This is a genomic window from Curvibacter sp. GW821-FHT09D12 (genome assembly GCF_059416245.1).
The window spans coordinates 281,243-304,960 of record NZ_JBWKOU010000002.1; the positions used below are offsets into that span (position 1 = coordinate 281,243).

General features: G+C 64.6%; 18 protein-coding genes. 7 read left to right on the forward strand and 11 right to left on the reverse strand.

Annotated features, from left to right (window positions below):
* Positions 1-2 precede the first annotated feature (2 nt).
* Both AC07PT_RS03820 and AC07PT_RS03825 read right to left on the reverse strand, forming a co-directional pair.
* On the reverse strand, positions 3-2,921 hold the full coding sequence (locus AC07PT_RS03820; protein WP_494655827.1) for an EAL domain-containing protein: 2,919 nt from the start codon (positions 2,919-2,921) through the stop codon (positions 3-5).
* A gap of 117 nt (positions 2,922-3,038) precedes the next feature.
* Complete coding sequence (locus AC07PT_RS03825; protein WP_494655828.1) at positions 3,039-6,416, reverse strand: EAL domain-containing protein; 3,378 nt, start codon at positions 6,414-6,416, stop codon at positions 3,039-3,041.
* A gap of 173 nt (positions 6,417-6,589) precedes the next feature.
* Here AC07PT_RS03825 and AC07PT_RS03830 point away from each other — a divergent pair, with 173 nt between their 5' ends.
* Positions 6,590-7,156, forward strand: coding sequence for an adenine phosphoribosyltransferase (locus AC07PT_RS03830; RefSeq protein WP_492348579.1), 567 nt, complete (start codon positions 6,590-6,592; stop codon positions 7,154-7,156).
* Positions 7,157-7,181: 25 nt separating this feature from the next.
* Here AC07PT_RS03830 and AC07PT_RS03835 read toward each other — a convergent pair whose 3' ends face one another.
* From AC07PT_RS03835 to rpmH, 8 genes are all read right to left on the reverse strand, one after another.
* On the reverse strand, positions 7,182-7,916 hold the full coding sequence (locus AC07PT_RS03835) for a hypothetical protein (RefSeq protein WP_492348580.1): 735 nt from the start codon (positions 7,914-7,916) through the stop codon (positions 7,182-7,184).
* Positions 7,917-7,987: 71 nt separating this feature from the next.
* Complete coding sequence (locus AC07PT_RS03840) at positions 7,988-8,479, reverse strand: Crp/Fnr family transcriptional regulator (RefSeq protein WP_492348581.1); 492 nt, start codon at positions 8,477-8,479, stop codon at positions 7,988-7,990.
* Positions 8,480-8,556: 77 nt separating this feature from the next.
* Positions 8,557-10,065 (reverse strand): glycosyltransferase family 2 protein, encoded by a 1,509-nt coding sequence (locus AC07PT_RS03845; protein ID WP_492348582.1) that lies wholly within the window; start codon positions 10,063-10,065, stop codon positions 8,557-8,559.
* A gap of 126 nt (positions 10,066-10,191) precedes the next feature.
* A complete protein-coding gene (gene mnmE / locus AC07PT_RS03850; protein WP_494655829.1) occupies positions 10,192-11,604 on the reverse strand; it encodes a tRNA uridine-5-carboxymethylaminomethyl(34) synthesis GTPase MnmE in 1,413 nt (470 codons plus the stop codon).
* Between the two features lie 77 nt (positions 11,605-11,681).
* A complete protein-coding gene (gene yidC, locus AC07PT_RS03855) occupies positions 11,682-13,343 on the reverse strand; it encodes a membrane protein insertase YidC (protein WP_494655830.1) in 1,662 nt (553 codons plus the stop codon).
* The gene (gene yidD, locus AC07PT_RS03860; RefSeq protein WP_492348642.1) at positions 13,340-13,636 is read right to left on the reverse strand and encodes a membrane protein insertion efficiency factor YidD; all 297 of its coding nucleotides are present in this window, start codon (positions 13,634-13,636) and stop codon (positions 13,340-13,342) included. Before yidD ends, yidC begins: the two co-directional genes overlap by 4 nt.
* Positions 13,636-14,139, reverse strand: a complete 504-nt coding sequence (locus AC07PT_RS03865) for a ribonuclease P protein component (RefSeq protein ID WP_494655831.1) — start codon at positions 14,137-14,139, stop codon at positions 13,636-13,638. Before AC07PT_RS03865 ends, yidD begins: the two co-directional genes overlap by 1 nt.
* Positions 14,140-14,174: 35 nt before the next feature.
* The gene (rpmH, locus tag AC07PT_RS03870; RefSeq protein ID WP_006299042.1) at positions 14,175-14,309 is read right to left on the reverse strand and encodes a 50S ribosomal protein L34; all 135 of its coding nucleotides are present in this window, start codon (positions 14,307-14,309) and stop codon (positions 14,175-14,177) included.
* 352 nt (positions 14,310-14,661) lie between these two features.
* On the opposite strand from rpmH, the gene dnaA reads away from it, so the two are divergent.
* From dnaA to gyrB, 3 genes are all read left to right on the forward strand, one after another.
* Complete coding sequence (gene dnaA / locus AC07PT_RS03875; RefSeq protein ID WP_492348586.1) at positions 14,662-16,083, forward strand: chromosomal replication initiator protein DnaA; 1,422 nt, start codon at positions 14,662-14,664, stop codon at positions 16,081-16,083.
* Between the two features lie 194 nt (positions 16,084-16,277).
* Positions 16,278-17,384 (forward strand): DNA polymerase III subunit beta, encoded by a 1,107-nt coding sequence (dnaN, locus tag AC07PT_RS03880; RefSeq protein WP_492348587.1) that lies wholly within the window; start codon positions 16,278-16,280, stop codon positions 17,382-17,384.
* 118 nt (positions 17,385-17,502) lie between these two features.
* Positions 17,503-20,121, forward strand: coding sequence for a DNA topoisomerase (ATP-hydrolyzing) subunit B (gene gyrB / locus AC07PT_RS03885; RefSeq protein WP_492348588.1), 2,619 nt, complete (start codon positions 17,503-17,505; stop codon positions 20,119-20,121).
* Positions 20,122-20,248: 127 nt separating this feature from the next.
* Here gyrB and AC07PT_RS03890 read toward each other — a convergent pair whose 3' ends face one another.
* Positions 20,249-20,878, reverse strand: a complete 630-nt coding sequence (locus AC07PT_RS03890) for a LysE family translocator (protein ID WP_494655832.1) — start codon at positions 20,876-20,878, stop codon at positions 20,249-20,251.
* A 275-nt stretch (positions 20,879-21,153) separates the two neighbouring features.
* On the opposite strand from AC07PT_RS03890, the gene egtB reads away from it, so the two are divergent.
* Genes egtB through AC07PT_RS03905 form a run of 3 tightly spaced genes read left to right on the forward strand, consistent with a single transcriptional unit; the run spans position 21,154 to position 23,703 of the window.
* Positions 21,154-22,443 carry an ergothioneine biosynthesis protein EgtB gene (gene egtB, locus AC07PT_RS03895; protein WP_494655833.1) on the forward strand — a complete coding sequence of 430 codons (1,290 nt, stop codon included), beginning with the start codon at positions 21,154-21,156 and terminating at the stop codon, positions 22,441-22,443.
* Positions 22,440-23,411, forward strand: a complete 972-nt coding sequence (gene egtD, locus AC07PT_RS03900) for an L-histidine N(alpha)-methyltransferase (RefSeq protein ID WP_494655834.1) — start codon at positions 22,440-22,442, stop codon at positions 23,409-23,411. The genes egtB and egtD overlap by 4 nt, the downstream gene beginning before the upstream one ends.
* A gap of 13 nt (positions 23,412-23,424) precedes the next feature.
* Positions 23,425-23,703 carry a DUF427 domain-containing protein gene (locus tag AC07PT_RS03905; protein WP_494655836.1) on the forward strand — a complete coding sequence of 93 codons (279 nt, stop codon included), beginning with the start codon at positions 23,425-23,427 and terminating at the stop codon, positions 23,701-23,703.
* The last annotated feature ends 15 nt before the right edge of the window (positions 23,704-23,718 follow it).

The window sequence follows — 23,718 nt, forward strand, 5'->3', positions numbered from 1 at the left end:
CGTCAAGCCAATGGGTTGAACACCAGCAAATGCCCCCGGGGGGCAGATGCACCAAAAGATCGGGTGCAGGCGCGCCAGCGCCGCCCGGACCATTCAAAATCAAGGGACTGCTCGCCCGGCTGCTCCCACAGCGAGGCCAGCGGCGCAGGCAGCACCCCCGCGGCACACTGTCCCAGCAGCAGGCGATCGGCGCCCAACAACTGCTGCGCCGCCAGGTTGGCCATCACCAACATGCCCGCCGGGTCGATGCCAAAGGCAGGGACCGGCAGCAGATCCAGCATGTCGCGTGCCGCCGTGGCCCGCGAAGCTTCAAGGTCGAGCTGGGCCTGCTGGTTGTTCAGCACGCGCTCCAGGCGTCCATTGAGCACGGCCAGCTCTTCGTTGGCCTCGCGCACCTCCAGGGCAAGACGCCGATTTTCGTCGGCCATGCCCTTCTGACTGAAGGCCTCTTGCACATGCACGCGCAGACGTTCATCGTCCCAGGGTTTGGTGAGAAAGCGGTAGATGGCGCCTTCATTGACGGCATCAGTGATGGACTGCAGCTCGGTGTAGCCCGACAGCACCATGCGCACGGTGTCGGGATACAGCTCTTTGGCCCGGCGCAGAAACTCGACCCCGGTCATGCCCGGCATGCGCTGGTCGGACAACACCACATCGACCTCGTACTCGGCCATGCGCTGCAGGCCTTCGGCGCCGCTGGTGGCCGTGACGATGCGGTAGCCATCACGGCGGAACAGGCGCTTGAGCGCCGCCACGATGTTGGGCTCATCGTCCACCAGCAGCAGGGTGCGCTCACGCTGGCGGCGCATGAAGCGCTCTGAAAGCCGCACGGCGCCGGCACGCAGCTGGCTTTCCAAGGTGGCCAGGTCGACCACCGGGCTGAAGGCCGGGCCCTGGATGCGATCGCAGCCGTTGGCGACCAACAGGGCCAGTTGCCCGTCGGTCTCGACGCCCTCGGCCAGCACCTTCATCTGCAGGCTGTGGGCCATGTTGATGATGGCCCGCGTGAGCGACACCGCGCCCGAAGCCGCCGTGACGTCGGGCACACAGGAGCGATGCACCTTGAGCACATCCACCGGCAGGCTGCGCAGCAGACTCAGGTTGGAGGAACCGGTACCAAAGTCGTCCAGCGTGATCTCGATGCCCAGGGCGCGCAACTCGGCCAGCTTGCGCGCCATGTCGGCCGACCCCGCCATCAGGGCCTGCTCTGACACTTCCATGCCGATCAGCACCGAGGGCAAGCCATGCGCCAGCAGGGCGTTCTGGAACTTGGCCACCAGATCCGGCTGCTGCAATTGCAGCGCCGAATGGTTGAGCGCCAGGCGCAGGGGCTTGACGCCTTCATGCAACCAGTTCTGCAACACGGTGCAAGCAGCTTCACGCTGCCAGTCGCCCAGCATCACGATCAGGCCGGTGTGTCGGGCCACGGGCAGGAACTCTTCGGCAGGCACCTCGCCCAGCTCGCGGCTGTGCCAGTGCAGCAACACCTCGGCGCCCACGGCCAGACCGCTGGCCAGGTCGATCTGCAACTGGTAGCGCAGCTGCAATTCATCATGCTCGACGGCATGACGCAATCCGGCCTCGATGGCGAGGCGACGCTTGGCCTGCTCATTGATCTGTGGCGTGAAGAAGGCAATCTGGTCACCTGTGGCCCGCACGCCCTGGCGGGCGGTCTGGGCCGCCTCCAGCAAGCGGCTGGCCGTGTCCGCATCGGCCGGAAAACGGGCCACACCCACTTGCGGCACCGGCACGATCTCGGCAAAGCCCAGGCGCTCTGGCCGGCTCAGGGCCTGCACCACACGCTGTGCCAGCTCGCGCCCGGCGGTGCCTTGATCACCCTGCCCGGCCGGCCCCTCGCCCATCAGCAAGGCAAACTCGCCACCGCCCACTCGGGCCACCACATGCTCGGCCCCGCCCAGGGCACTCAGGCGGGCCGCCACGGCCATGGCCATGGCGTCGCCTGCGCCATAGCCCATGGATTGCGAGAGCTGGTCGATCTGCTCGATGTGGATGGACAGCAGGGTGATGGGACGCGGGTCCCAGCTGGCCGCATGGACGGCAGCGTCCAGCCGGTCCAGCAGTTGATTGCGGTTGGCCAGGCCGGTGACCTCGTCTTGGTTGGCCAGTTCCTGGATGCGGTGCTCCGCCTCGCGCTGGGCGGTGATGTCCTGCAGGATCAGGTAGCCATGGCGGCGGCCGTCAGGCCCGGTTTCGACCATGCCGCGGTGCAGGATCTCCAGGCGCGATCCATCGGCCCGCACCAGGCGGTGCTGGAACTCGAAGGGCTCATCGTCGATGGCAGCGCCCCAGATGGAGGCCACGTAGCCCCGCTCTTCAGAGGGCACCCAACGCAGCAGGCGCCAGGCGGCGATGCCGCCCACGGGCAGGGTGCGCCCGATCAGCTCCCCCAGCCCACGCGAGACCACGGCCAGGCCTTGATCCAGATCCAGCTCGGCCGATCCGGTGCGGCACATGCCCTCGGCCTGCGCCAACATGCGCGCCTGCCAGTCGGCTGAAAAGCTGATCCAGTCCAGCTGGCTGGCGTTGACCAGGGTCACGATCTCGGCATCCGGCCCGAGAGCCGGAATGCGCCAGGAAAAGGCACGTCCATTGAACTGCACGCCATTGGCGAGATCGCAGGCCACGATGCGATGCTCTTCGCCCAGGCCGCGCAACTGAGGCCAGAACGTGGGCCAGCATTGGCGCAGCAGGCCCGGCTCCATCGTGGCCTCAACGCCATCCCCGCCCAACATGCGGGCAAAGCGGCGGTTCACCAGCCGGGGTTGCCCGGCCACCAACAGACACAGACCCAGCGGGGCCTGATCGAACAAGGTGGCCCGCAGCGAAGACTCGTCGCAGGCTGGGCCTGACGCACAGGGCGGCAGACTGCACTCGCTGGATGGAAGGCCTTCGCTTGACATGGGGGTCCTTTACAACCCCTGGAAACAGTTTTCCAGCTGGGCTCTGGATCACATATTACGAGCGGAAATGAGCCCGATCAAGCATTTTTAACAAATAATTCAAATTTCAAACGATATTTATGATTTATCGCGCCCCTCAAGCACCAGGGCGTCAAGGGCCACGGCGGGGACGGGGCGGCTGAACAGGTAGCCCTGGAAGGCTTCACAACCATTGCGCATCAGGAATGCGCGCTGGCCCTCGGTCTCGACGCCTTCGGCCACCACCGCTAGGCCCAGGCTGGCCGCCAGCGCAATGATGGTGCGGGCAATGGTGGCGTCGTTGGGATCGGTGAGCACGTCGCGCACAAAGGACTGGTCGATCTTGAGCTGGTCCAGCGGCAGGCGCTTGAGGTAGCTGAGGCTGGAGTAGCCGGTGCCGAAATCGTCCAGCGAGAAGCCCACCCCGCGCATCTGCAGCCGGGTCATCTTGGCGATGATGTCTTCGACATCGTTGAGCAGCAGGCTCTCCGTGAGCTCCAGCTTGAGCAGGCTGGGCTTCGCCCCGGTGTGAGCCAGCACAGCCACCACGGCCTCGACGAAAGCCGGGTCGCGGAACTCGCGCGCGCTGACGTTGACGGCCATGGTGAGGTGCGCCATGTCGGGGTTGTCGGACCAACTCACCAACTGACGGCAGGCCGTTTGCAGCACCCAGCGCCCCAAGGGCAGGATCAAGCCGGTCTTTTCGGCCAGCGGGATGAACTCGGCCGGCGAAATGTGGCCGCGCTGCGGGTGGTTCCAACGAACCAAGGCCTCCACGCCCTGGATGCAGCCGCGCCCATCCACCACGGGCTGGTACAGCAGGCGGAACTCACCGCGCTGCAGGGCCTGGCGCATGTCGGACTCCATGGCCGAGCGGGCGCTGACGGCCTCCTGCATGCCGGGGTCAAAAAAGCACAGGGTGTTGCGTCCGGCGGCCTTGGCCTGGTACATGGCCAGGTCGCCCCGCTTGAGCAGCTCATCAGGGGTCAGGCGCGAATCGCTGAACAGGGCAATGCCGATGCTGGGCGTGCTGTGGTGCAGGCTGTCGCCGATCGGATACGGTTGATTGAGGGCTTGCAGGATCTTTTGCGCCACTCCCTCCGACACGGCCACGGCCTCGGCGGGCTTCGGCCCCAGGTCATCCAGAACCACCACAAACTCGTCGCCGCCCAGACGGGCCACGGTGTCGTCGGGGCGCACGCAAGCCACCAGGCGCGTGGCCACCTGGCTCAGCAGTTGGTCGCCGCGATCATGGCCGAGGGTGTCATTGAGGTCCTTGAAGTTGTCGAGGTCCAGAAACAGCAGCGCCCCGTGCCGCTCGCCTTGTCCGCAGGCGCGCAAGCCATGGCCCAGGCGCTGCAACAGCAGGCGCCGGTTGGGCAGGCCGGTGAGCTCGTCATAGAACGCCAGCCGCTCGATGATGGCCTCGTTGCGCTTGCGCTCCGTGATGTCACGCCCCACCCCCAGGTAGCCCTTGAACTGACCTTGCGCATCAAACAGCGGCGCACCACTGACCGACACCCAGCGTCCCAGGCCGTCACTGCTGCCGATGCGCTGCATCTCGAAGTCGTAAAAGGGTTCATGCGCTTCCAGGGCGCGGCGGTGCTCCGCCCATTGGGCCGCGTCCAGGTTGGCCGCATCGATCTCCCAGCGGGTGCGACCCAGGGTCTGCTGCTCGCTCAGGCCGCTGCGGCCGTCATGATGGCCATCAATGCGGACAAATCGGAAGTCGGCATCCTGCTCCCAGTACCAGTCGGAGGACAGCAGACTCAGGTGGCGCCAGCGCTCCTCACTCTGACGCAGGGCCTCCTGGGCGTCGACGTAGGGGGTCACGTCATTGAAGGTACGCACCCAGCCGCCCCCCGGCTGCGGGCGCGAGCGCACCTCCAGCACGCGGCCCGAAAGGGTGCGTCGCAGGTACTGATCGGGCAGATCACGGCCGTCGGTGTGAGGATTGGCCACCAGGCCCGCCCGGGCCTCTGGCGAGAGCAGTTCAAGTGCAGGCCCCAGATCCCCGCGCATGACCTGGAAGCGAAGCAGCTCCTCCGCCGTGACACCCGGCCGGAGCACGGGCTCGGGCACGTCCACGAGCTCCTGAAATCGGCGGTTGTAGAACCGGAGCACGCCCTGTTCATCAAAGCTGGCGATCCCCTGGCTGATGGTGTCCAGCGTGAGTTCCAGGGCCCGGGTTTTCTGGGCCAGTTGTTCGGTGGCCTCGCGCAGTTGCTCCTGAGCCTGGCGGCGCTCCAGGCGGGCTCGCCAAGCCAGCATCAGGTGGCTGGCGGTGTTGAGCAAGGGATCGAGTTCCACCCAGTCGGGACTTGCCACCGAGGCATCGAACACCAGCCCGACGCAGGCCACCACACGCCCGTCGGAGGCCATCGGAATCACTTGCCAGCGCCGATCGCCCACCTCAGCCTCGGTGCTCATGGTCTGCTGGACGCGCCCCGGCTGCGGCCCTTGGGCCAGGGCTTGGGTCATCCACGTGCGGAAGGCCTCAGGCAAGGTACCGACCACGGCCTGCGCGGACCACACCGGGTCCTGCCGCGGCCCGGGCGTGCGCTCGAACACCCCGGCGGCCCGGGCTCCGGTGATCTCGAGCACAAACCCCATCAACCCTTCGAAGGCCGAATGAGGTTCGGCATTCGCGATGAAGGCACTCTGGGCCCGCGACAAGGCCTGCAACAGCCGGTGCTGGCGGTTGAGGGCCACATCGGCGCGATGGCGGGCTGTGACGTCCATGTAGGTGCCACTGATCAGCCGGGCCTGTCCCGTCGAGGACCAATCGACCACCCGGCCGCGGCTGGCCACCCAGATCCAGTGCCCGTCGCGGTGGCGCATGCGGTACTCGGCTTCATACGCGGCTTGTGTGCCAGCCAGGTAGTCGTTCAGTGCGTCCTGGACCAAGGACCAATCGTCTGGGTGGACCAGGCCTTGCCAGGTGTGGATCGAGTTCTGGGCCTGGGGGTCATCCAGGCCCAGCATCTCGAGCCAACGCTGGCTGAGCCGGACCTCGCCGGTGAGCAGGTTGCGCTGCCAGAAGCCGAGGCCAGCCCCTTCCAGCGCCATCTCGGACAGGGCCGCGGATTGCTGGAAGGCCTGCTCCAGCCGGGCCTTGTCGACCGCCCCCAGCACCTGACCCGGCACCGTGAGCAAGTAGCCCAGCCGCGTGTCCTGGATCAGGTAGTCGACGAAGCCTTCACGCAAAGCCCTGGCGGCAGCCCCTTCGCCGCCTTCTTCAACCATGATCACCGCCGGGATCTGCCCCAGTGCCTCGAGCAGATCGAAAGCAGAGCCGTCCGGCAGTTGGTTGCCGACGAGGGCCGCGTCGAAAGGCCCCTGTTGCAGCCGGCCCAGCGCCTGCGCCACAGAGCCCGCCAGCACCACGCGCCAGGACGGGTGCTCGCGCGTCAGCATGGCGCACAAGGCGGTCCGGTGCGCGCCATCACGCTCAATCAACAACAGGGCGATCGCCATAGGGTAGGAAGTGGCTGGGTCAGCCAGAGGGTTTCCCTTGGATTATGAGCGCGACTTTGAAAGGGAATGCAAGCGGCCCGCGGCAGGACAAGACGCGAAGACTGAGCCAGCAAGGGCAGAATGCGGGCCACATTCATCAACAGACAGGTGCTTCTTGCGAAGCCCGCCAAGCCATGAACCGCACCGAATCCTCGCTGCATGTCAGCCAATACCTCAAAGACCACATCCGGACCGTGCCCGACTGGCCCGCCCCGGGGGTGCAGTTTCGTGACATCACCCCCTTGCTGCAGAACCCTCGGGTGTTCCGGGTACTGATCGACGCCTTTGTGCACCGTTACCTGGACCCGGCGCTGCGTCCGGACGTGGTGGCCGGCCTGGACGCACGTGGCTTCATCCTGGGGGCCGTGGTGGCCTACGAATTGAATGTGGGCTTCGTGCCCATCCGCAAGAAGGGCAAACTGCCGTTCACCACGGTCGAGGAGACCTACGAACTGGAGTACGGCAGCGCCACGGTGGAACTGCACACCGATGCGGTCAAGCCTGGCGACCGGGTGTTGCTGATTGACGACCTGATTGCCACGGGCGGCACCATGATGGCCGGCCGGCGACTGCTGGAGAAACTGGGTGCGGTGGTCACGGAGGGGGCAGCCATCGTGGACCTGCCCGAACTGGGCGGATCACAACGGCTGGTGGACAGCGGACTTCCGCTGTTCACGCTGGTGGATTTCGAAGGCCACTGACACCCGGCCTGGTCAGGCCTGGGCGTCACAGATCGCCGTACTGCGTATTGCTCAGGGCCTGCGGGCGCGAATCATCGGAGTCGTGCCCGGGAATCCGTTCGGTGTCCTCAAACCCCGTGGCCTGGGCGGACATGCGCGGCCCGCTTTGCAGCGTCTGCCCGAGCGCGGGCTGCGCCGCGCCGATCTCGGCCAAGGCCTTGTGAAAGGCGGCCACTTCGTCAGACTGGATCGGCTCGAAACGTGGGGCTTGGGGCGCCGACGCCGGAACGGCCGGGACCGCCGCGGAACGCCGCTCTGGCGCCAAGCCGGTGGAGACATGGTTGTTCAGGCGCCAGTACACCGCGGTGACCAGGATCTGATGCCGTGCCCTGGCCGTCTGGGCCAGCAACACCTCGATTTCGCTCAGGCGCATGTTGTCGCTGGTCACGTCGGGCGAGATGTCCATCATCACCAGGAACTGACGCCCTTGCTGGTCCAGCGAGAGCACCTTGAATTTGTAGCGCGAAGACAGCACCCCGACACGGGCCATGGTGTCTCGCACCACGCCGTACAACAATTCACGGCGGCCGTGCCGTTCACTCTTGCGGTGTGGGGCCTGCGCCTCATCGACCGCTGGCGCTGAACGGGCCTTGTCTTTCGGTGGAGTGGCATGCCCCGGCCTGGGGTGCAGCGGGCGTGTGTGGTCCATGTGCTGCAGGCCCGAGGAATCAGGCAAGGCACGCGGGGGCTTTTTGCCAAACAACCACGCAAGCAGGGACATCGACGCATTCCTTTACAAAGTGGCCAAGGGTAGCCCGAAAACCTGACTTGGAGATGAAAAAGAGAGGGCGCTCAAGTGCTGGCCACGCGGCGGCGGCGCTGCCGCATGCGGCGCGCCATCACCGAGCCCAAGGCGAGGCTCAAGGCCAGCGCGAGGGCCGACTGGCGATTGGCCAGCTCAACAAAACGCAATGGATTCAGGGCCCACAACTGGCAGGCGTTGTTCGCCTGCACGGTGGCGCTGCGGGGTTGATGGGAAAAAAACGCCCCCTCACCGACCACCGACCCCGCCCCCACCATGGCCAGGCGCAGGCGGCCCTTGTCGTCCTCCAGGTGCACGCTGAGCGTGCCCCGCTCGACCAGGAACAGCGTGCGATCGAGCACACCCTTCTGAAACAGCACCTCACCCGAGGCCAGGGTCAGGGGTTGCAGGTAAGCGGCCAGGGTGTCCCACTGCAAGGCAGACAGGTTCAGCTCCAGGCGGTCTTCTGGCGGAGCATGGGCCAGGGCCGCCAACAGGCCCTGAAGATCGGCTTTGGCAACAGCGGGCAAGGGTGGATACATGATGCGGCGAAGTTAACGCCGTAACAAAAAGCGCACAAGGCACACCACGCCTCAAAGCACATTCGGAAACACTTGTTTCAGGTCTCGCCCTCCGGCGGCGTGATCAAGACCAGGGTGGCAGCCGGGAGGTCTGACGGCCAGGCCAGGCCCAGCTCTCGGGCGATCAGGAGCTTGAGGGCCAGGGTGTCGAAGAACTGGCCGGCCAGGGCCTGATGGTGGTGCTGGAGGCGCTGCAGATCGATCTCGCCCGCCTGGATCTCCAGCGTGGCGAGCAGAGCAGCGGCACCATCCTGCCCCGGCAGCAGGGCCGACTGCGCCAGGGTGTGGGCCGTGGGCAGGTCGCCCGTGAGCTCAGCCAGTCGGGCACTGACGCGCAGCCGTTCACTGAGCGCCGCCGCCGGGGCCTGCGGGCCGGCCTGCATGGCCCCGATGGCCTGGGCAGCGGCCACCCATTCGAACTGGGCCAGCAGGATTTCAACGCCTTCCCCCTCCAGCGCAGCGCGTTGCAGGGGCGTGGCGGTGCGCAGCCCCTGCTGCACGTGGGCCTGCGCCTGTGTGAAATCACCCTGCTGCCGGGCCATCCAGGCCAACCACCAGCAGGCCTGGGCCGGGCTGGCCAGAGGGTCGGCCTGCCAGGCAGGGTGCGGGGCCTTGGCCGGTGCGGCCAGGTATCGAAGCAGGCTGTGGCGCGCCAGCACCCACTCGCCAGCACGGGCCCAGGCACAGCCGGTGGTGAAGTCGAACACCGGGCCATGCAGATCGAGCATTCGTTGGCAGGCCCGCGCAGCGTCCAGCAGGCATCCCTGATTCACCCAGGCGTCAACCGCACGGGCCAGCAACTGGGGCAGAAAGGGCAACGTGCTTTGCTCGGCCACCGGCAATTGCAGGACGCGCCCCAGGGTGGCCTGCAGCAGCGCCGCCTGTTCGACCCGCTGGTGGGCCGGCAGCGACATTGCCAGCTTGAAGGCTGGGTAGAGGGCATCGGGGGCCTCCTCGTGCACCCGCTGCAGCAGGGCCAGGTTGCGTTCGCGCTTGCGTTCACGCTCGCTGGCCTGCACGTAGCCGTGATCGCACAGAGCGACGCCCGACTCAGGCCAATGGCTGCTGCCGATGGCCAGCAGGCTGTCGGCCACATCCTCGTGCACCCGGCCCTGGAAACGGATGCGGGCATCACGCCGAAACAGGCGCAGTTGCGGAAACGACTGCAACACGGCCAGGGCACGCCCGTCATGCAGTGGATTGGCCAGGTCATCAGCCGCCGCCGTGAGCAGTTGGATGGTGACCATCTGGGCCAGAACATCCTGCCGCTGCAGGGCCCACTCCAGAGCGGGCAGGCTGGCTGGGTCGAGTTGCTGGTCAGCATCCAGGCACAGCACCCAGTCGCCCGTGGCAGCTTCGAGGGCCACGTTGCGGGCACGCGCAAAGTCATCGCACCAGGCAAAGTGCAGCACCCGAGCGCCCAGGGCCTGGGCGATCGCAGGGCTGTCGTCGGTGCTGCCGGTGTCGACCACGATCAGCTCTTGCGCCAAGCCCCGCACCGAGCCCAGGGCACCGGGCAGGTTGGCAGCTTCGTCACGGACGATCATGCACACGCTCAGACGTGGGCGCTGTGAAGGCAAAGAAGTGGGCATGGCGGAGCAGGGCGGTGAAAGTGCCCCAGTCTAGAACGGTGGCCGCGCCCCGAAGCCTGGGACAGACGGCACTGTGCCGTCTTATTTGCCGATGCAGAACTTGGAAAAGATCACGCCCAGCAAATCGTCAGGCGTGAATTCGCCGGTGATCTCGTTCAGGGCGCCCTGCGCCAGGCGCAGCTCTTCGGCCAGCAGGTCCAGCGCCTGGGCCTGAGCGGCCAGACAGGCGTGGGCCTGGTCGAGGTGCGCCTGCACCCGCAACAAGGCCTGCACGTGGCGCTCGCGCGCGATGTAGACCCCCTCGGGGGCTGACTGCCAGCCGGCCATCTGCAACAGTTGCTGGCGCACCAGGTCCAGGCCCTGGCCGGTACGGGCCGACAGCCGCAAACCCGACAGTTCTCCGTCGGCCGAGTCAGCGGCCTGGTCGACCTTGTTCCAGACATGCAGCACAGGAACCCGGGCCGCCAGGGTGCTGGCCAGGGTGTCGGCAATGGCCTGATCGGCGGCCTGGTAATCGACCTGCTCGGCCCGGGTGAGGTCGTGCAAGAAAAGCACGGCATCGGCCGCGGCGATCTCGCCCCAGGCGCGCTCGATGCCGATGCGTTCCACCTCGTCCTGGCTGTCACGCAGGCCGGCGGTGTCGATCACATGGATGGGCACGCCTTCGATCTGGATGGTCTGCTCCACCTTGTCGCGGGTGGTGCCGGCAATCGGGGTGACGATGGCCAACTCAGCCCCGGCCAGGGCATTGAGCAGGGAGGACTTGCCCGCGTTGGGCTGACCTGCGATCACCACCTTGATGCCCTCACGCAGCAAGGCACCTTGGCGGGTGCGCTGCTGCACGCGTTGCAGGCTGGCACGCAGTCGGTCCAACTGGCCCTGGGCATCGGCTTTTTGCAGAAAGTCGATCTCCTCTTCGGGGAAGTCGAGCGTGGCCTCGACCAGCATGCGCAGGTGGATCAGCGCGTCGCGCAGTTGTTGTACCTCACGCGAGAACTCGCCCGACAGCGATCGCCCGGCGCTGCGGGCGGCGGCTTCGGTGCTGGCGTCGATCAGGTCGGCGATGGCCTCGGCCTGGGCCAGGTCGATCTTGTCGTTCAGGAAGGCCCGCTGGGTGAATTCGCCCGGCTGCGCCACCCGCAGGCCCGGCAGGCGTACGCGTCCGGTGGCAGGGTCGGTCTCGGCGGCAGCCTGAAGGCAGCGTGCCAACAGCAGCTGCAGCACCACCGTGCCGCCGTGCGCCTGCAGCTCCAGCACATCTTCGCCGGTGTAGGAGTTGGGTGCTGGAAAGTGCAGCGCCAGGCCATGGTCAATGGGCTGGCCCTGCGCATCGCGCAGGGGCAGGTAGGTGGCCTCGCGGGGGCGCAAGGCGCGCCCGCACAGGGCCTGCACCAGCGGCCTGACGTCGGGGCCACTGATGCGCACGATGCCCACGGCCCCACGCCCGGGGGCGGTGGCAATGGCAACGATGGGGTCGGATTGGCGGGCCAGCATGGCGGGGCTCCTTCATCAAAAAAGGCCGGCCAACTTGCGCTGGACGGCCTCGATCGAACCGAAGTTCAGGGCTGGGCTCAGTTCACGCCGAGCCGCTTGTTGATCACCCATTGCTGGGCGATGGACAGGATGTTGTTGGTGATCCAGTACATCACCAGACCGGCCGGGAAGGCAAAGAACATCACGCTGAAGACCAGGGGCATGATCCACATCATCTTGGCCTGCATCGGATCCGGCGGGGTGGGGTTGAGCCAGGTCTGCAGCAGCGAGGTGCCGGTCATGATGACGGGCAGGATGTACAGCGGGTCTTTGGCCGACAGGTCAGTGATCCACAGCATCCAGGGCGCATTGCGCATCTCGACACTGGACAGCAGCACCCAGTACAGCGCAATGAACACCGGGATCTGGATCATGATGGGGAAGCAGCCCCCCATGGGGTTGACCTTTTCCTCGCGGTAGATGCGCATCATCTCCTGCTGCATCTGCTGCGGCTTGTCTTTCAGGCGCTCGCGCATCTCGGTGATCTTGGGGTTGATCGCCTTCATCTTGGCCATGCTCGAATAGGCCTTGGCGTTGAGCCAGAAGAACGCCGCCTTCAGCAGCACCACCAGACCCACGATCGACCAGCCCCAGTTGCCCAGCAGGCCATGAATCTTGTCGAGCAGCCAGTACAGCGGCTTGGCCAGGATGGTCAGCCAGCCGTAATCCTTGACCAGTTCCAGGCCAGGGCTCAGGGCTTCGAGTTTCTTTTCTTCCTCAGGGCCGGCATAGAAGCGGGCGTCCAGCGACTGGCTGGCGCCTGGCGCGATGCTGGGCAGGGTGGTGATCATGCCCACCGAATACAGGTTGGTGTCCACCTTGCGCATGAACAGGTCGCGCTGCACACCATCCGCCAGCAGCCAGGCGCTGGCAAAGTAATGCTGCACCATGGCGACGTAACCATTGGCCGACTCTTTCTGGATGTCGGCCTTGCCGTTTTCGATGTCCTTGAACTCGACCTTCTGGTACTTCTTGGCTTCGGTGTATGCAGCCGGGCCGGTGAAGGTGGAATAGAACGAGGATTCGCCTGGCGGCTTGTTGCCATCGCGCACCAGTTGGAAGTAGATCTGCGGGGTCACAGCGGCGCTGCCGGTGTTCTGCACTTCGTGCTTCACAGCCAGGTCGTAGGCGCCACGGCGCAGGGTGTAGGTCTTGATCAGCTTCACGCCGCCCAGGTCAGGCGACTCAAAGCGCACGGTCAGCTCGCTCTCGCCGTCCTTGAGGGTGCGCGGGCCGGGCACGACGTTCATCGGGGTCTTGTGGGTGGGGAAACCGCCACCGATCAGGCCCGTCTGGGCCACGTAGACGCGGTCCTTGCTGTCGTCCAGCAAGACCACAGACCGGTCCTTGTGCTCAACGTCCGAATACTTCAACAGCTCGGCCTTGACCAGCGAACCACCCTCGCTGTCAAAGGTCAGCTTGAAGACGTCCGTGGTGACCTCGACCGACTGACGGGGCGCCGGTGCAGCCACCGTGCCAGCAGCCGGCAACTGAGCCGTTGCGTTGCTGACGCTGGTGGGCACAGCCGCACTGCCAGCCACCGCGGGCTTGGCCGCGCCTTCTGCCGCAGCCGTGGCCGCGGGGGCGCTGCTCGGGAAGAACATGGCCTTGTTGCCGTTGTGGACTTGCCATTTGTCCCACAACAGGACCATGGAGAACCCGAAGATCACCCACAAGATGGTGCGGCGAATGTCGTTCATGAAGACTTCTTTTGCGAAGAATGTTGGGAAATGGGGGCACAAGCAGAGACGCCCCCCAGCCTGAACAGCCGGGGACGTTCGGCGGGGACCGGATCGGCTCCACCGGCACACCAGGGGTGGCAGCGTACCAGACGCCGCAGGGTCAGGTAACTGCCGGCCGCAGCACCGTGCTGCTCAAGGGCCTGCAATGAATAGACAGAACAGGTCGGCTCGAAGCGGCAGGCAGAGCCCAGCCAAGGACTCAACAGCAGGCGATACGCGCGAACCAGACCGATCAGCACACGCTTCATCATCATGCAACTCCTGGCTCACCCGCGGCTGAAGCAGGGGCCAAAGGCGCCGCGCGAGACGGCGAGACACATGCGCGCCGAAACAGCTGATTCAGCTCGGCACGCACGGCTTGGCGCAGTACATCGGAAGTGGCGCTGACAAATTGCTTGCGGTCAAAGCTGGAGCGCAAACGCACCACATGGGCGGCAACCATCAGGCGAGGCTCGAATTCCGCCCCCAGCGCGTAAATCTGGCGCTTGATGGTGTTGCGGGTCACGGCCCGCTTGGCCCAGCGCTTGGGCACCATGGCGCCAAGCCAGGGCTGCCCTGAAACGGAGCCAGGAACGACAAAAAGAGCCTGATCATTTCGCACTGGCGAAACATCAGGCCCTTCTTGAGGCCGAACCGTCGACGCCGCAGCGTCGGCGGAGAGCACCAGGCGGTGCAAAGCAAAGTGCGGTGTGCGAGACACCGTACCACCCGCCATCGCGGCCTGGAACTGCGGACGGGTTTTCAGCCGTTGCACGAGAGCAGCCCGGAGTTCACCAGGCAATGCCTGGCTTAGACAGCCAGACGCTTGCGGCCCTTGGCGCGGCGTGCGTTGATCACGGCACGACCACCACGGGTCTTCATGCGGACCAGGAAGCCATGGGTGCGGGCGCGACGGATTTTGGAAGGTTGGTAAGTGCGTTTCATGATGAATTCCTAGAGGTTCAGTTCTGGCCATTCGTTCATGCACTGCTCGTGCAACGCCGTCAAACCTGCGCCTGACAACCTTGCTGCAAACCGCGCCCAAACCAGGGGCCTTGTTCTAATCGCCCGACTGAAGCAACTACCGTAGCAGCTACCGCATTCGGGGAAACCCATGATTATCGCAACATTTCATGACCGCGACAAGTACAAGCACATTTTGAAGGTCTTTGCCAGTTGCCGCCATGCCGTGATCCGAGGGCAGGGGCTTCAGCGCTTCAGGTTGTGGATAACCATTTGACAAACTAGAATCCAGCCCGCTGTCCGCAATTGACTATCCACAGAAAACAGACCAAGAATGACCGAGGGAAACCTGAACAGCGCCACCGAGAGCGCATCCCCGAACGCAGGACACAGCCTCTGGCAGGCATGTATCGAGCAACTCGCCCAAGAACTGCCTGAACAGCAATTCAACACCTGGATCAAGCCCCTGGTGGCCCAGGCTCCGGACGACCTGTCCAAGATCACCATCTACGTTGCCAACCGCTTCAAGCTCGACTGGATCCGCGCCCAATACGCCAGCCGCATCGCCCAGATGCTGGAGCGCCTGTATGGCCAAGCCGTCCCCATCGAGTTAGCGCTCACTCAGCGAGAACCCGCGGCCAGAGCTTATTCTGCGCCCACTGCATCGATGGCCTCCGAGCCTCAGCAAGCCCCTGAACCGACCGCCCCCAGCGAAGACCCGGGCGCCGGCACCTTCAAGAACCGACTCAACGCGGCCCTGACTTTCGACACCCTGGTGGAAGGCACGGCCAACCGCATGGCACGGGCCGCCGCCATGCACGTCGCCGGCACGCCGGGCCACCTCTACAACCCCCTGTTCATCTATGGTGGCGTGGGCCTGGGCAAGACCCACTTGATGCATGCGGTGGGCAACCGCCTGCTGGCCGACAAGCCAGACTCGAAAGTTCTCTACATCCATGCCGAACAATTCGTGTCGGATGTGGTTAAAGCCTATCAGCGCAAGGCTTTTGACGAGTTCAAGGAGCGCTACCACTCGCTCGATCTGCTGTTGATCGATGACGTGCAGTTCTTCGCCAACAAGGACCGCACGCAAGAAGAATTCTTCAACGCCTTCGAAGCCTTGCTGGCCAAGAAATCACACATCGTGATGACCAGCGACACCTACCCCAAGGGTCTGGCAGATATCCACGAGCGCCTCGTCTCACGCTTCGACTCGGGCCTGACCGTGGCCATCGAGCCCCCTGAGCTCGAAATGCGGGTGGCGATCCTGATCAACAAATCACGCGCCGAAGGCACCGAAATGCCCGAAGAAGTGGCGTTCTTTGTGGCCAAGAACGTGCGCTCCAACGTGCGTGAGCTCGAAGGCGCACTGCGCAAGATCCTGGCTTACTCGCGTTTCAACCAGAAGGAAATCTCGATCCAGCTGGCCCGCGAGGCCCTGCGCGACCTGCTGTCAATCCAGAACCGCCAGATCAGTGTCGAGAACATCCAGAAGACCGTCGCCGATTACTACAAGATCAAAGTGGCCGACATGTACAGCAAGAAGCGCCCGGCCAGCATCGCCCGCCCGCGCCAGATCGCCATGTACCTGGCCAAAGAATTGACCCAGAAGAGTCTGCCCGAGATCGGCGAACTGTTCGGTGGCCGCGACCACACCACCGTGCTGCACGCGGTGCGCAAGATTTCGGGCGAGCGCCAGCAGCTGACCGAACTCAACCAGCAGCTTCACGTGCTGGAGCAAACCCTGAAGGGCTGATGTGATGAAATGCGCACCGGGCCAAGGCGTGCCCCCAGAAGCCCGAACAAGCGGGGCCTTGACTCAAAAACGCCCCGAAAAACGGTGAAAATGGCGTGTTTCCAGGGAGGGCCTCGGGTCGGTGCTGTGCCGAACCGCCCCGGCACCGGAATGTCGCTTGAAGCTGCTACAAAGAATTTGAACTAGAGGTTGACATGATCGTCCTGAAGGCCACACAAGACAAAGTCCTGTCGGTTCTGCAATCGGTTGCAGGCATTGTCGAGCGCCGCCACACCCTGCCCATCCTCGCCAACGTGCTGATCCGCAAGACCGGCAGCGCGCTGCAACTGACCACGAGCGATCTGGAAATCCAGATCCGCACCACCGCCGAGCTTGACGGTGATGCCGGCAACTTCACCACCACTGTGGGGGCTCGCAAGCTGATCGACATCCTGCGCACCATGCCGGGCGATCAGACCGTGAGCCTGGAGTCCAGCCAGAACAAGCTCATTCTCAAGGGTGGCAAGAGCCGTTTCACTCTGCAGACCCTGCCGGCAGAAGACTTCCCGCTGGTGCAAGAGGCCGCCAACTTCGGCCCCGAGTTCAGCGTGCCGCAAAAGACACTCAAGAGCCTGCTGGGTCAGGTGTCCTTTGCCATGGCCGTGCACGACATCCGCTACTACCTCAATGGCATCTTGTTCGTTGCCGAGGGCAAGACCCTGAGCCTGGTCGCCACCGATGGCCACCGCCTGGCCTTCGCCTCGGCCACCCTGGACGTGGAAGTGCCCAAGCAGGAAGTGATCCTGCCGCGCAAGACCGTGCTCGAACTGCAACGCCTGCTGTCCGATGCCGAAGGTGGCATCGAGATGCAGTTTGCCAACAACCAGGCCAAATTCAGCTTCGACGGCATGGAGTTCGTCACCAAGCTGGTCGAGGGCAAGTTCCCCGACTACAACCGGGTGATCCCCAAGGGCCACCGCAACAGCCTGACCCTGGGCCGCACCACCTTGCTGGCCAGCCTGCAGCGCACCGCCATTCTGACCAGCGACAAGTTCAAGGGCGTGCGCCTGAACCTCGAGCCTGGCACCCTGCGCATTGCCTCCAGCAACGCCGAACAGGAAGAAGCGGTCGACGAACTCGACATCGACTACGGCGGCGACACCATCGAGATCGGGTTCAACGTCACCTACCTGATCGATGCCCTGGGCAACATGGACCAGGACATGGTGAAGATCGAGCTGTCCGACTCCAACAGCTCGGCCCTGGTCACCATCCCCGAAAACGACAGCTTCAAGTACGTGGTGATGCCGATGCGCATCTGAGGCCCCTCCAGCAGAACCAAGGCCTTGCGCACAACGCCACAACCCTGAACCCGACCCGCGCTGAACCAGCTGTGTTCTGCGCGGGTTTGGTCCATCAAGAGATTGAGAAAAACGCACCATGACCGAACCAAACAAGCCGCTGTCCGACGCTGAAACCAGCTCCAACGAAGCCTTCAGCGACCTGCCGCAAACCAAGATCGACACCAACCAGGCAGGGGCGTCCGAGGGCTATGGCGAAGGTGCCATCCAGATCCTCGAAGGCCTGGAGGCCGTGCGCAAGCGGCCCGGCATGTACATCGGCGACACCTCGGACGGCACCGGCCTGCACCACCTGGTGTTCGAAGTGGTCGACAACTCGATCGACGAGGCCCTGGCCGGCCACTGCGACGACATCGTCGTCACCATCCACAGCGACAACTCGATCAGCGTCACCGACAACGGCCGCGGCATCCCGACCGGCGTCAAGATGGACGACAAGCACGAGCCCAAGCGCAGTGCCGCCGAAATCGCCCTGACCGAGCTGCATGCTGGCGGCAAGTTCAACCAGAACAGCTACAAGGTGTCGGGCGGTCTGCACGGCGTGGGCGTGAGCTGCGTGAACGCCCTGTCCAAGTGGCTGCGTCTCACCGTGCGCCGCGAAGGCAAGGTGCATGAGATCGAATTCGCCAAGGGCTTTGTGCAGCACCGCCTGCTCGAGACCGTCGACGGCTTCGAGGTCTCGCCCATGAAGGTCACCGGCGCCACCGAGAAGCGCGGCACCGAGGTGCACTTCCTGCCCGACACCGAGATCTTTCAGCAAAACAACGATTTCCACTACGAAATCCTGTCCAAACGCCTGCGCGAGCTCAGCTTCCTGAACAACGGCGTGCGCATCCGCCTGAAAGACGAGCGCAGCGGCAAGGAAGACGACTTCTCGGGCGCTGGCGGCGTGCGTGGCTTTGTTGAATTCATCAACAAGGGCAAGCAGGTCCTGCACCCCAACATCTTCTACGCCCACGGCGAACGCCCCGCCGAGACCTACGGCGGCATTGCCGGCACCCACATCGGGGTGGAAGTGGCCATGCAGTGGAACAGCGGCTACAACGAAAGCGTGCTCTGCTTCACCAACAACATCCCTCAGCGTGACGGTGGCACCCACCTCACCGGTCTGCGCGCGGCCATGACCCGCGTCATCAACAAGTACATCGAAGAGCAGGAATTGGCCAAGAAAGCCAAGGTCGAGGTCAGCGGTGACGACATGCGTGAAGGCCTTTGCTGCGTGCTCAGCGTCAAGGTGCCTGAGCCCAAGTTCAGCAGCCAGACCAAGGACAAACTGGTGTCCAGCGAAGTGCGCGCTCCGGTCGAAGACATCGTCAGCAAGCTCCTCACCGACTACCTGCAAGAGCGCCCCAACGACGCCAAGATCATCTGCGGCAAGATCATCGAAGCCGCCCGCGCCCGTGAAGCCGCCCGCAAGGCCCGCGAAATGACCCGCCGCAAGGGTGTGCTCGACGGCATGGGCCTGCCCGGCAAACTGGCCGACTGCCAGGAAAAAGACCCCGCGATGTGCGAAATCTACATCGTCGAGGGCGACTCCGCCGGCGGCTCGGCCAAGCAAGGCCGCGACCGTAAGTTCCAGGCCATCCTGCCCCTGCGCGGCAAGATCCTGAACGTCGAAAAGGCCCGCTACGAGAAGCTGCTCACCAGCAACGAAATCCTCACGCTCATCACGGCCCTGGGTACCGGCATCGGCAAGGCCGGTGGCAACACCGGCGGAGACGACTTCAACGTCGCCAAGCTGCGCTACCACCGCATCATCATCATGACCGATGCCGACGTCGACGGCGCCCACATCCGCACCTTGCTGCTCACCTTCTTCTACCGCCAGATGCCTGAGTTGGTCGAGCGTGGCCACATCTACATCGCCCAGCCGCCGCTCTACAAAGTCAAGGCCGGCAAGGAAGAGCTGTACCTCAAGGACGGCCCGGCACTCGACGGCTTCCTGCTGCGCATCGCCCTCAAGGATGCCAGCATCAGCACCGGTGGCGCAGCCCCGCAAACCCTCAACGGCGACACCCTGGCCGAACTGGCCCGCAAGCACCAGATCGCAGAAAGTGTGATCGCCCGCCTGAGCAATTTCATGGACGCCGAGGCCCTGCGCGCCATCGCCGACGGTGTGGCCCTGAACCTCGACAGCGTGGCCGACGCCGAAGCCAGCGCCGTGACCCTGCAAGCCAAGCTGCGCGAGCTGACCACCACCGGCGTGCCCGCCGAAGTGGCCGGCGAGTTCGACGCCCGCACCGACAAGCCCGTGCTGCGCATCAGCCGCCGCCACCACGGCAACATCAAGAGCAGCGTGCTCACGCAAGACTTTGTGCGCGGCGCCGACTACGCCGCCCTGGCCGAAGCCGCCGAAACCTTCAAGGGCCTGCTCTCCGAAGGCGCCAAGGCCACCCGTGGCGAAGGCGAACGCCAGAAGGAAGAAAAGGTCAGCGACTTCCGCCAGGCCATGAAGTGGCTCATCGCCGAAGCCGAACGCACCACCAGCCGCCAGCGCTACAAGGGCCTGGGCGAGATGAACCCCGAGCAGCTCTGGGAAACCACCATGGACCCCAACGTGCGCCGCCTGCTGCGCGTGCAGATCGACGACGCCATCGAAGCCGACCGCGTCTTCACCATGCTCATGGGCGACGAGGTGGAGCCGCGCCGCGACTTCATCGAGACCAACGCGCTGCGGGCGGGGAATATTGACGTTTGAGACGTCTGCTCACGCACCCAATGCAAGCCAAGGCCAGTCCCTGAAACGCTTGCGCCCCAAAAAGTGAAATGGCCCGGAATCACCGGGCCATTTTTTTGTTTGGGACGGTGTTCGCGCGCACGCGAGCCTAGCGCCGCTCCAGCACCAAGCGGGTGGCCAATCCCGCCAACACGGTGCCCATCAACCAACGTTGAACCCTTTGCCAACGGGGCCGGGTGGCGAGAAAGACGGCCATCGAGCCCGCCAACAGGGCCACCATGGCATTGACGCTGAGGCTCACCACGATCTGGGTGAAGCCCAGCACCAGGGATTGCAGCAGCGGGCTGCCATGTTCGGGCTGGATGAACTGCGGCAGCATGGACAGGTAGATCATCGCGATCTTGGGGTTGAGCAAGTTGGTGAGGAACCCCATGGTGAACAGCTTTCGCGGGCTGTCCTTGGGCAACTGGCGTATTTCGAAGGGTGAGCGCCCGCCGGGCCGGATGGCCTGCCAGGCGAGGTAGAAAAGATAGACAGCACCGCCCATCCTCAAGGCGTCATAGGCATAAGGCACCGCCATCAGCAAGGCCGTGATCCCGAATGCAGCGAACACCATGTAGAACACAAAGCCGAGTGCGACCCCGCCCAGGGAGATCAGGCCGGCGCCCCGCCCCTGGCAGATGGCGCGCGAAATGATGTAGACCATGTTCGGCCCGGGTGTGAGCGCCATGCCCAACGAGATCAGGCCGAAGGCAAACAAACTGGCAATTTCTGGCATGGGCAGGTCCTGTGTCGAGGCAAAACGCTCAAGGTTGGGTATGCCCCCAAGGATAGGGACAGCCCCAGCACCTGAAAAGATACAGATCCAAGCGGATGGGTGCGATACAGAAGCCCGATTCGCCAACACAGACCGGAGACAAGGTCCTGCAGCGTTTGTCACCTCACTGGCACTGTGCTGTAATAAATTGCAGGTCGGGCACGACTCACGCGAGACAAGAGTCGGCCCGACGGCGTCGCACGACGCCGGCTGTGACGCCCACCAGGAGCCCATGCATGCCGCCTTTCTCGCCCACCGCCGTGGATCAGCCCGGCGAAGACGCCTATTGGTCTGCGCGACAAAATTCCATTGAACGCTACCAGGCCGTGCGGCAGCGCAGCCTGGCCTTGTGCAAAGACCTGGGTGCCGAGGACCTGTGCGTCCAGTCGATGCCGGATGCCAGCCCGGTCAAATGGCATCTCGGGCACGTGAGCTGGTTTTTTGAAGCCGTGGTGCTGCTGCCTCACGAGCCCGGTAGAAAGCCCTATGACGAGCGCTTTCTGCGCCTGTTCAACAGCTACTACGAAGCGCTGGGGCCGCGCCACCCCAGGCCGCAACGCGGCTTGCTGACCCGGCCCGACCTGGTCGAGGTGCTGGCCTACCGCCAACATGTTGATCGGGCCATGCTGGCGTTCATGCAGGGCTGCGAGCCCAGCACCTGGCAACAGGCTTGGCCTCTGATCGAGCTGGGCCTGCACCACGAGCAGCAGCACCAAGAACTGATGCTGACCGACCTGCTGCACGCATTCTCGTGCAACCCCCTGCTGCCGCGATGGTTTCAAGAGGCCCCAGCCCGCGCTGACAGGGCCATCGCGGCTGAGCCCGCCTGGCAGCGGCTGGAGGAGGGGATGGTCGCCATCGGGGCCGGTGAACAGGGCTTTCATTTTGACAACGAAGGCCCGCGCCACCAGGTCTGGTTGCAGGGCTTCGAGATCGCGACCCGCTTGGTGAGTTGCGGCGATTTTCTGGCCTTCATCGAGGATGGCGGCTACCAGCGTCCGGGCCTGTGGCTGTCGGATGGCTGGGCCACTGTTCAGGCCCAGGGCTGGACGCAGCCGCCTTACTGGCTGGCGCCCGGCGATGCCAGAGCCCCCGCTCCCCACTGGCAGGTTTTTGGTTTGCACGGCGTGCAGGCCTTGGACCCGAACGCCCCGGTCAGCCATGTGAGCTTCTATGAGGCGGCGGCCTATGCCGAGTGGGCCGGGGCCCGGCTGCCTACCGAATTCGAATGGGAGGCCGCCAGCACATCGGCGGCCTGCCAAGACTTGCAGGGTCAGGTCTGGCAGTGGACCCGATCGGCCTACCACCCCTATCCCGGCTTCAAGCCCCTGAGCGGTGCGGTGGGCGAGTACAACGGCAAATTCATGGTGGGCCAACTGGTGCTGCGCGGCAGCAGTCAGGCCACGCCACCCGACCATGCCCGGCACACGTACCGCAATTTCTTTGCGCCGGCCGCACGCTGGCAATTCAGTGGCCTGAGGCTGGCGCGCGACCTGCAGAGTGCCTCAGAGGGGACTGCATCATGAGCTTGTTCTCACCGCCAGCGCCGGCCCCGACGCCCTCACCCGAGGCCATGGCCTTCGCCGCCGACCTGCACGCCGCGCTGCGTGGCACGCCGCGGCAGATTTCGCCCAAGTACTTTTACGATGCGGCCGGCTCGGCGCTGTTCGACGCCATTTGCGACCTGCCAGAGTACTACCCCACCCGCACGGAGCACCAGATCCTGCAGCGCTGCGGGCACGAAATGGCCGCGCACATCGGTCACTCCGTCGAACTGATTGAATTTGGTGCCGGCTCTTGCATCAAAGTACAGGCCTTGCTCGACCACATGCGCACAGGCCTGCGGGACCTGCGCTACTGCCCCGTCGATATCTCGGGGGAGCACCTGGCGGTGTCCACCGCCAGGCTGGCCCGTCGGTACCCAGGCATAGCCATCTGCCCGGTGGTGGCCGACTACACCACCGAACTGCGCCTGCCCGACCCCGGGCCGCGCCGCCGCGTGGGCTTTTTCCCGGGCTCGACACTGGGCAATTTCACCCCGGATGAAGCGCAACAGTTCTTCCGCCAGGCGGCCGATTTGCTGCGCGGTGGTGCCTTGCTGATCGGCGTCGACCTCATCAAACACCCTGATCGCCTGCATGCGGCCTACAACGATCGCCAGGGCGTCACGGCCGCCTTCAACAAAAACCTGTTGCTGCGGGCCAACCGGGAGCTGGGCTGCAACTTCGATCTGGAACAATTCGATCACAGCGCTTTCTACAACGCGCCGCTGCAACGCATCGAGATGCACCTGGTGAGCCGGTGCCAACAAACCGTTGAATTGCAGCAGCAACGCTACCGCTTCGAGCAAGGGCAGACCTTGCACACTGAAAATTCGTACAAATTCACCATTGACGGCCTGCGTCATCTGGCGGCCCAGGCGGGCTGGCAGCCTGGCACCGTCTGGACCGATCCCGAACAACTCTTCAGCCTGCATTGGCTGACCGCTCCCTGAAAGGAAACACATCATGCAAGCCACCTGGAACGGTGTCGTCATCGCAGACAGCGACGACACGGTGCTCGTCGAGGGCAACCACTACTTCCCAGAAAGCGCGCTCAATCGCAGCTACGTCACCTTCAGCAACCACCGCAGCACCTGCGCCTGGAAAGGCCAGGCGAATTACTACTCGCTGCTGGTGAATGGTGAACTCAACGCCAACGCCATCTGGTACTACCCGGATCCCAAGCCCGAAGCTGAAGCGGTCAGGGGCCGGGTCGCCTTCTGGAACGGCGTGCAGGTGCGCTGACAACGGCCACGGCCG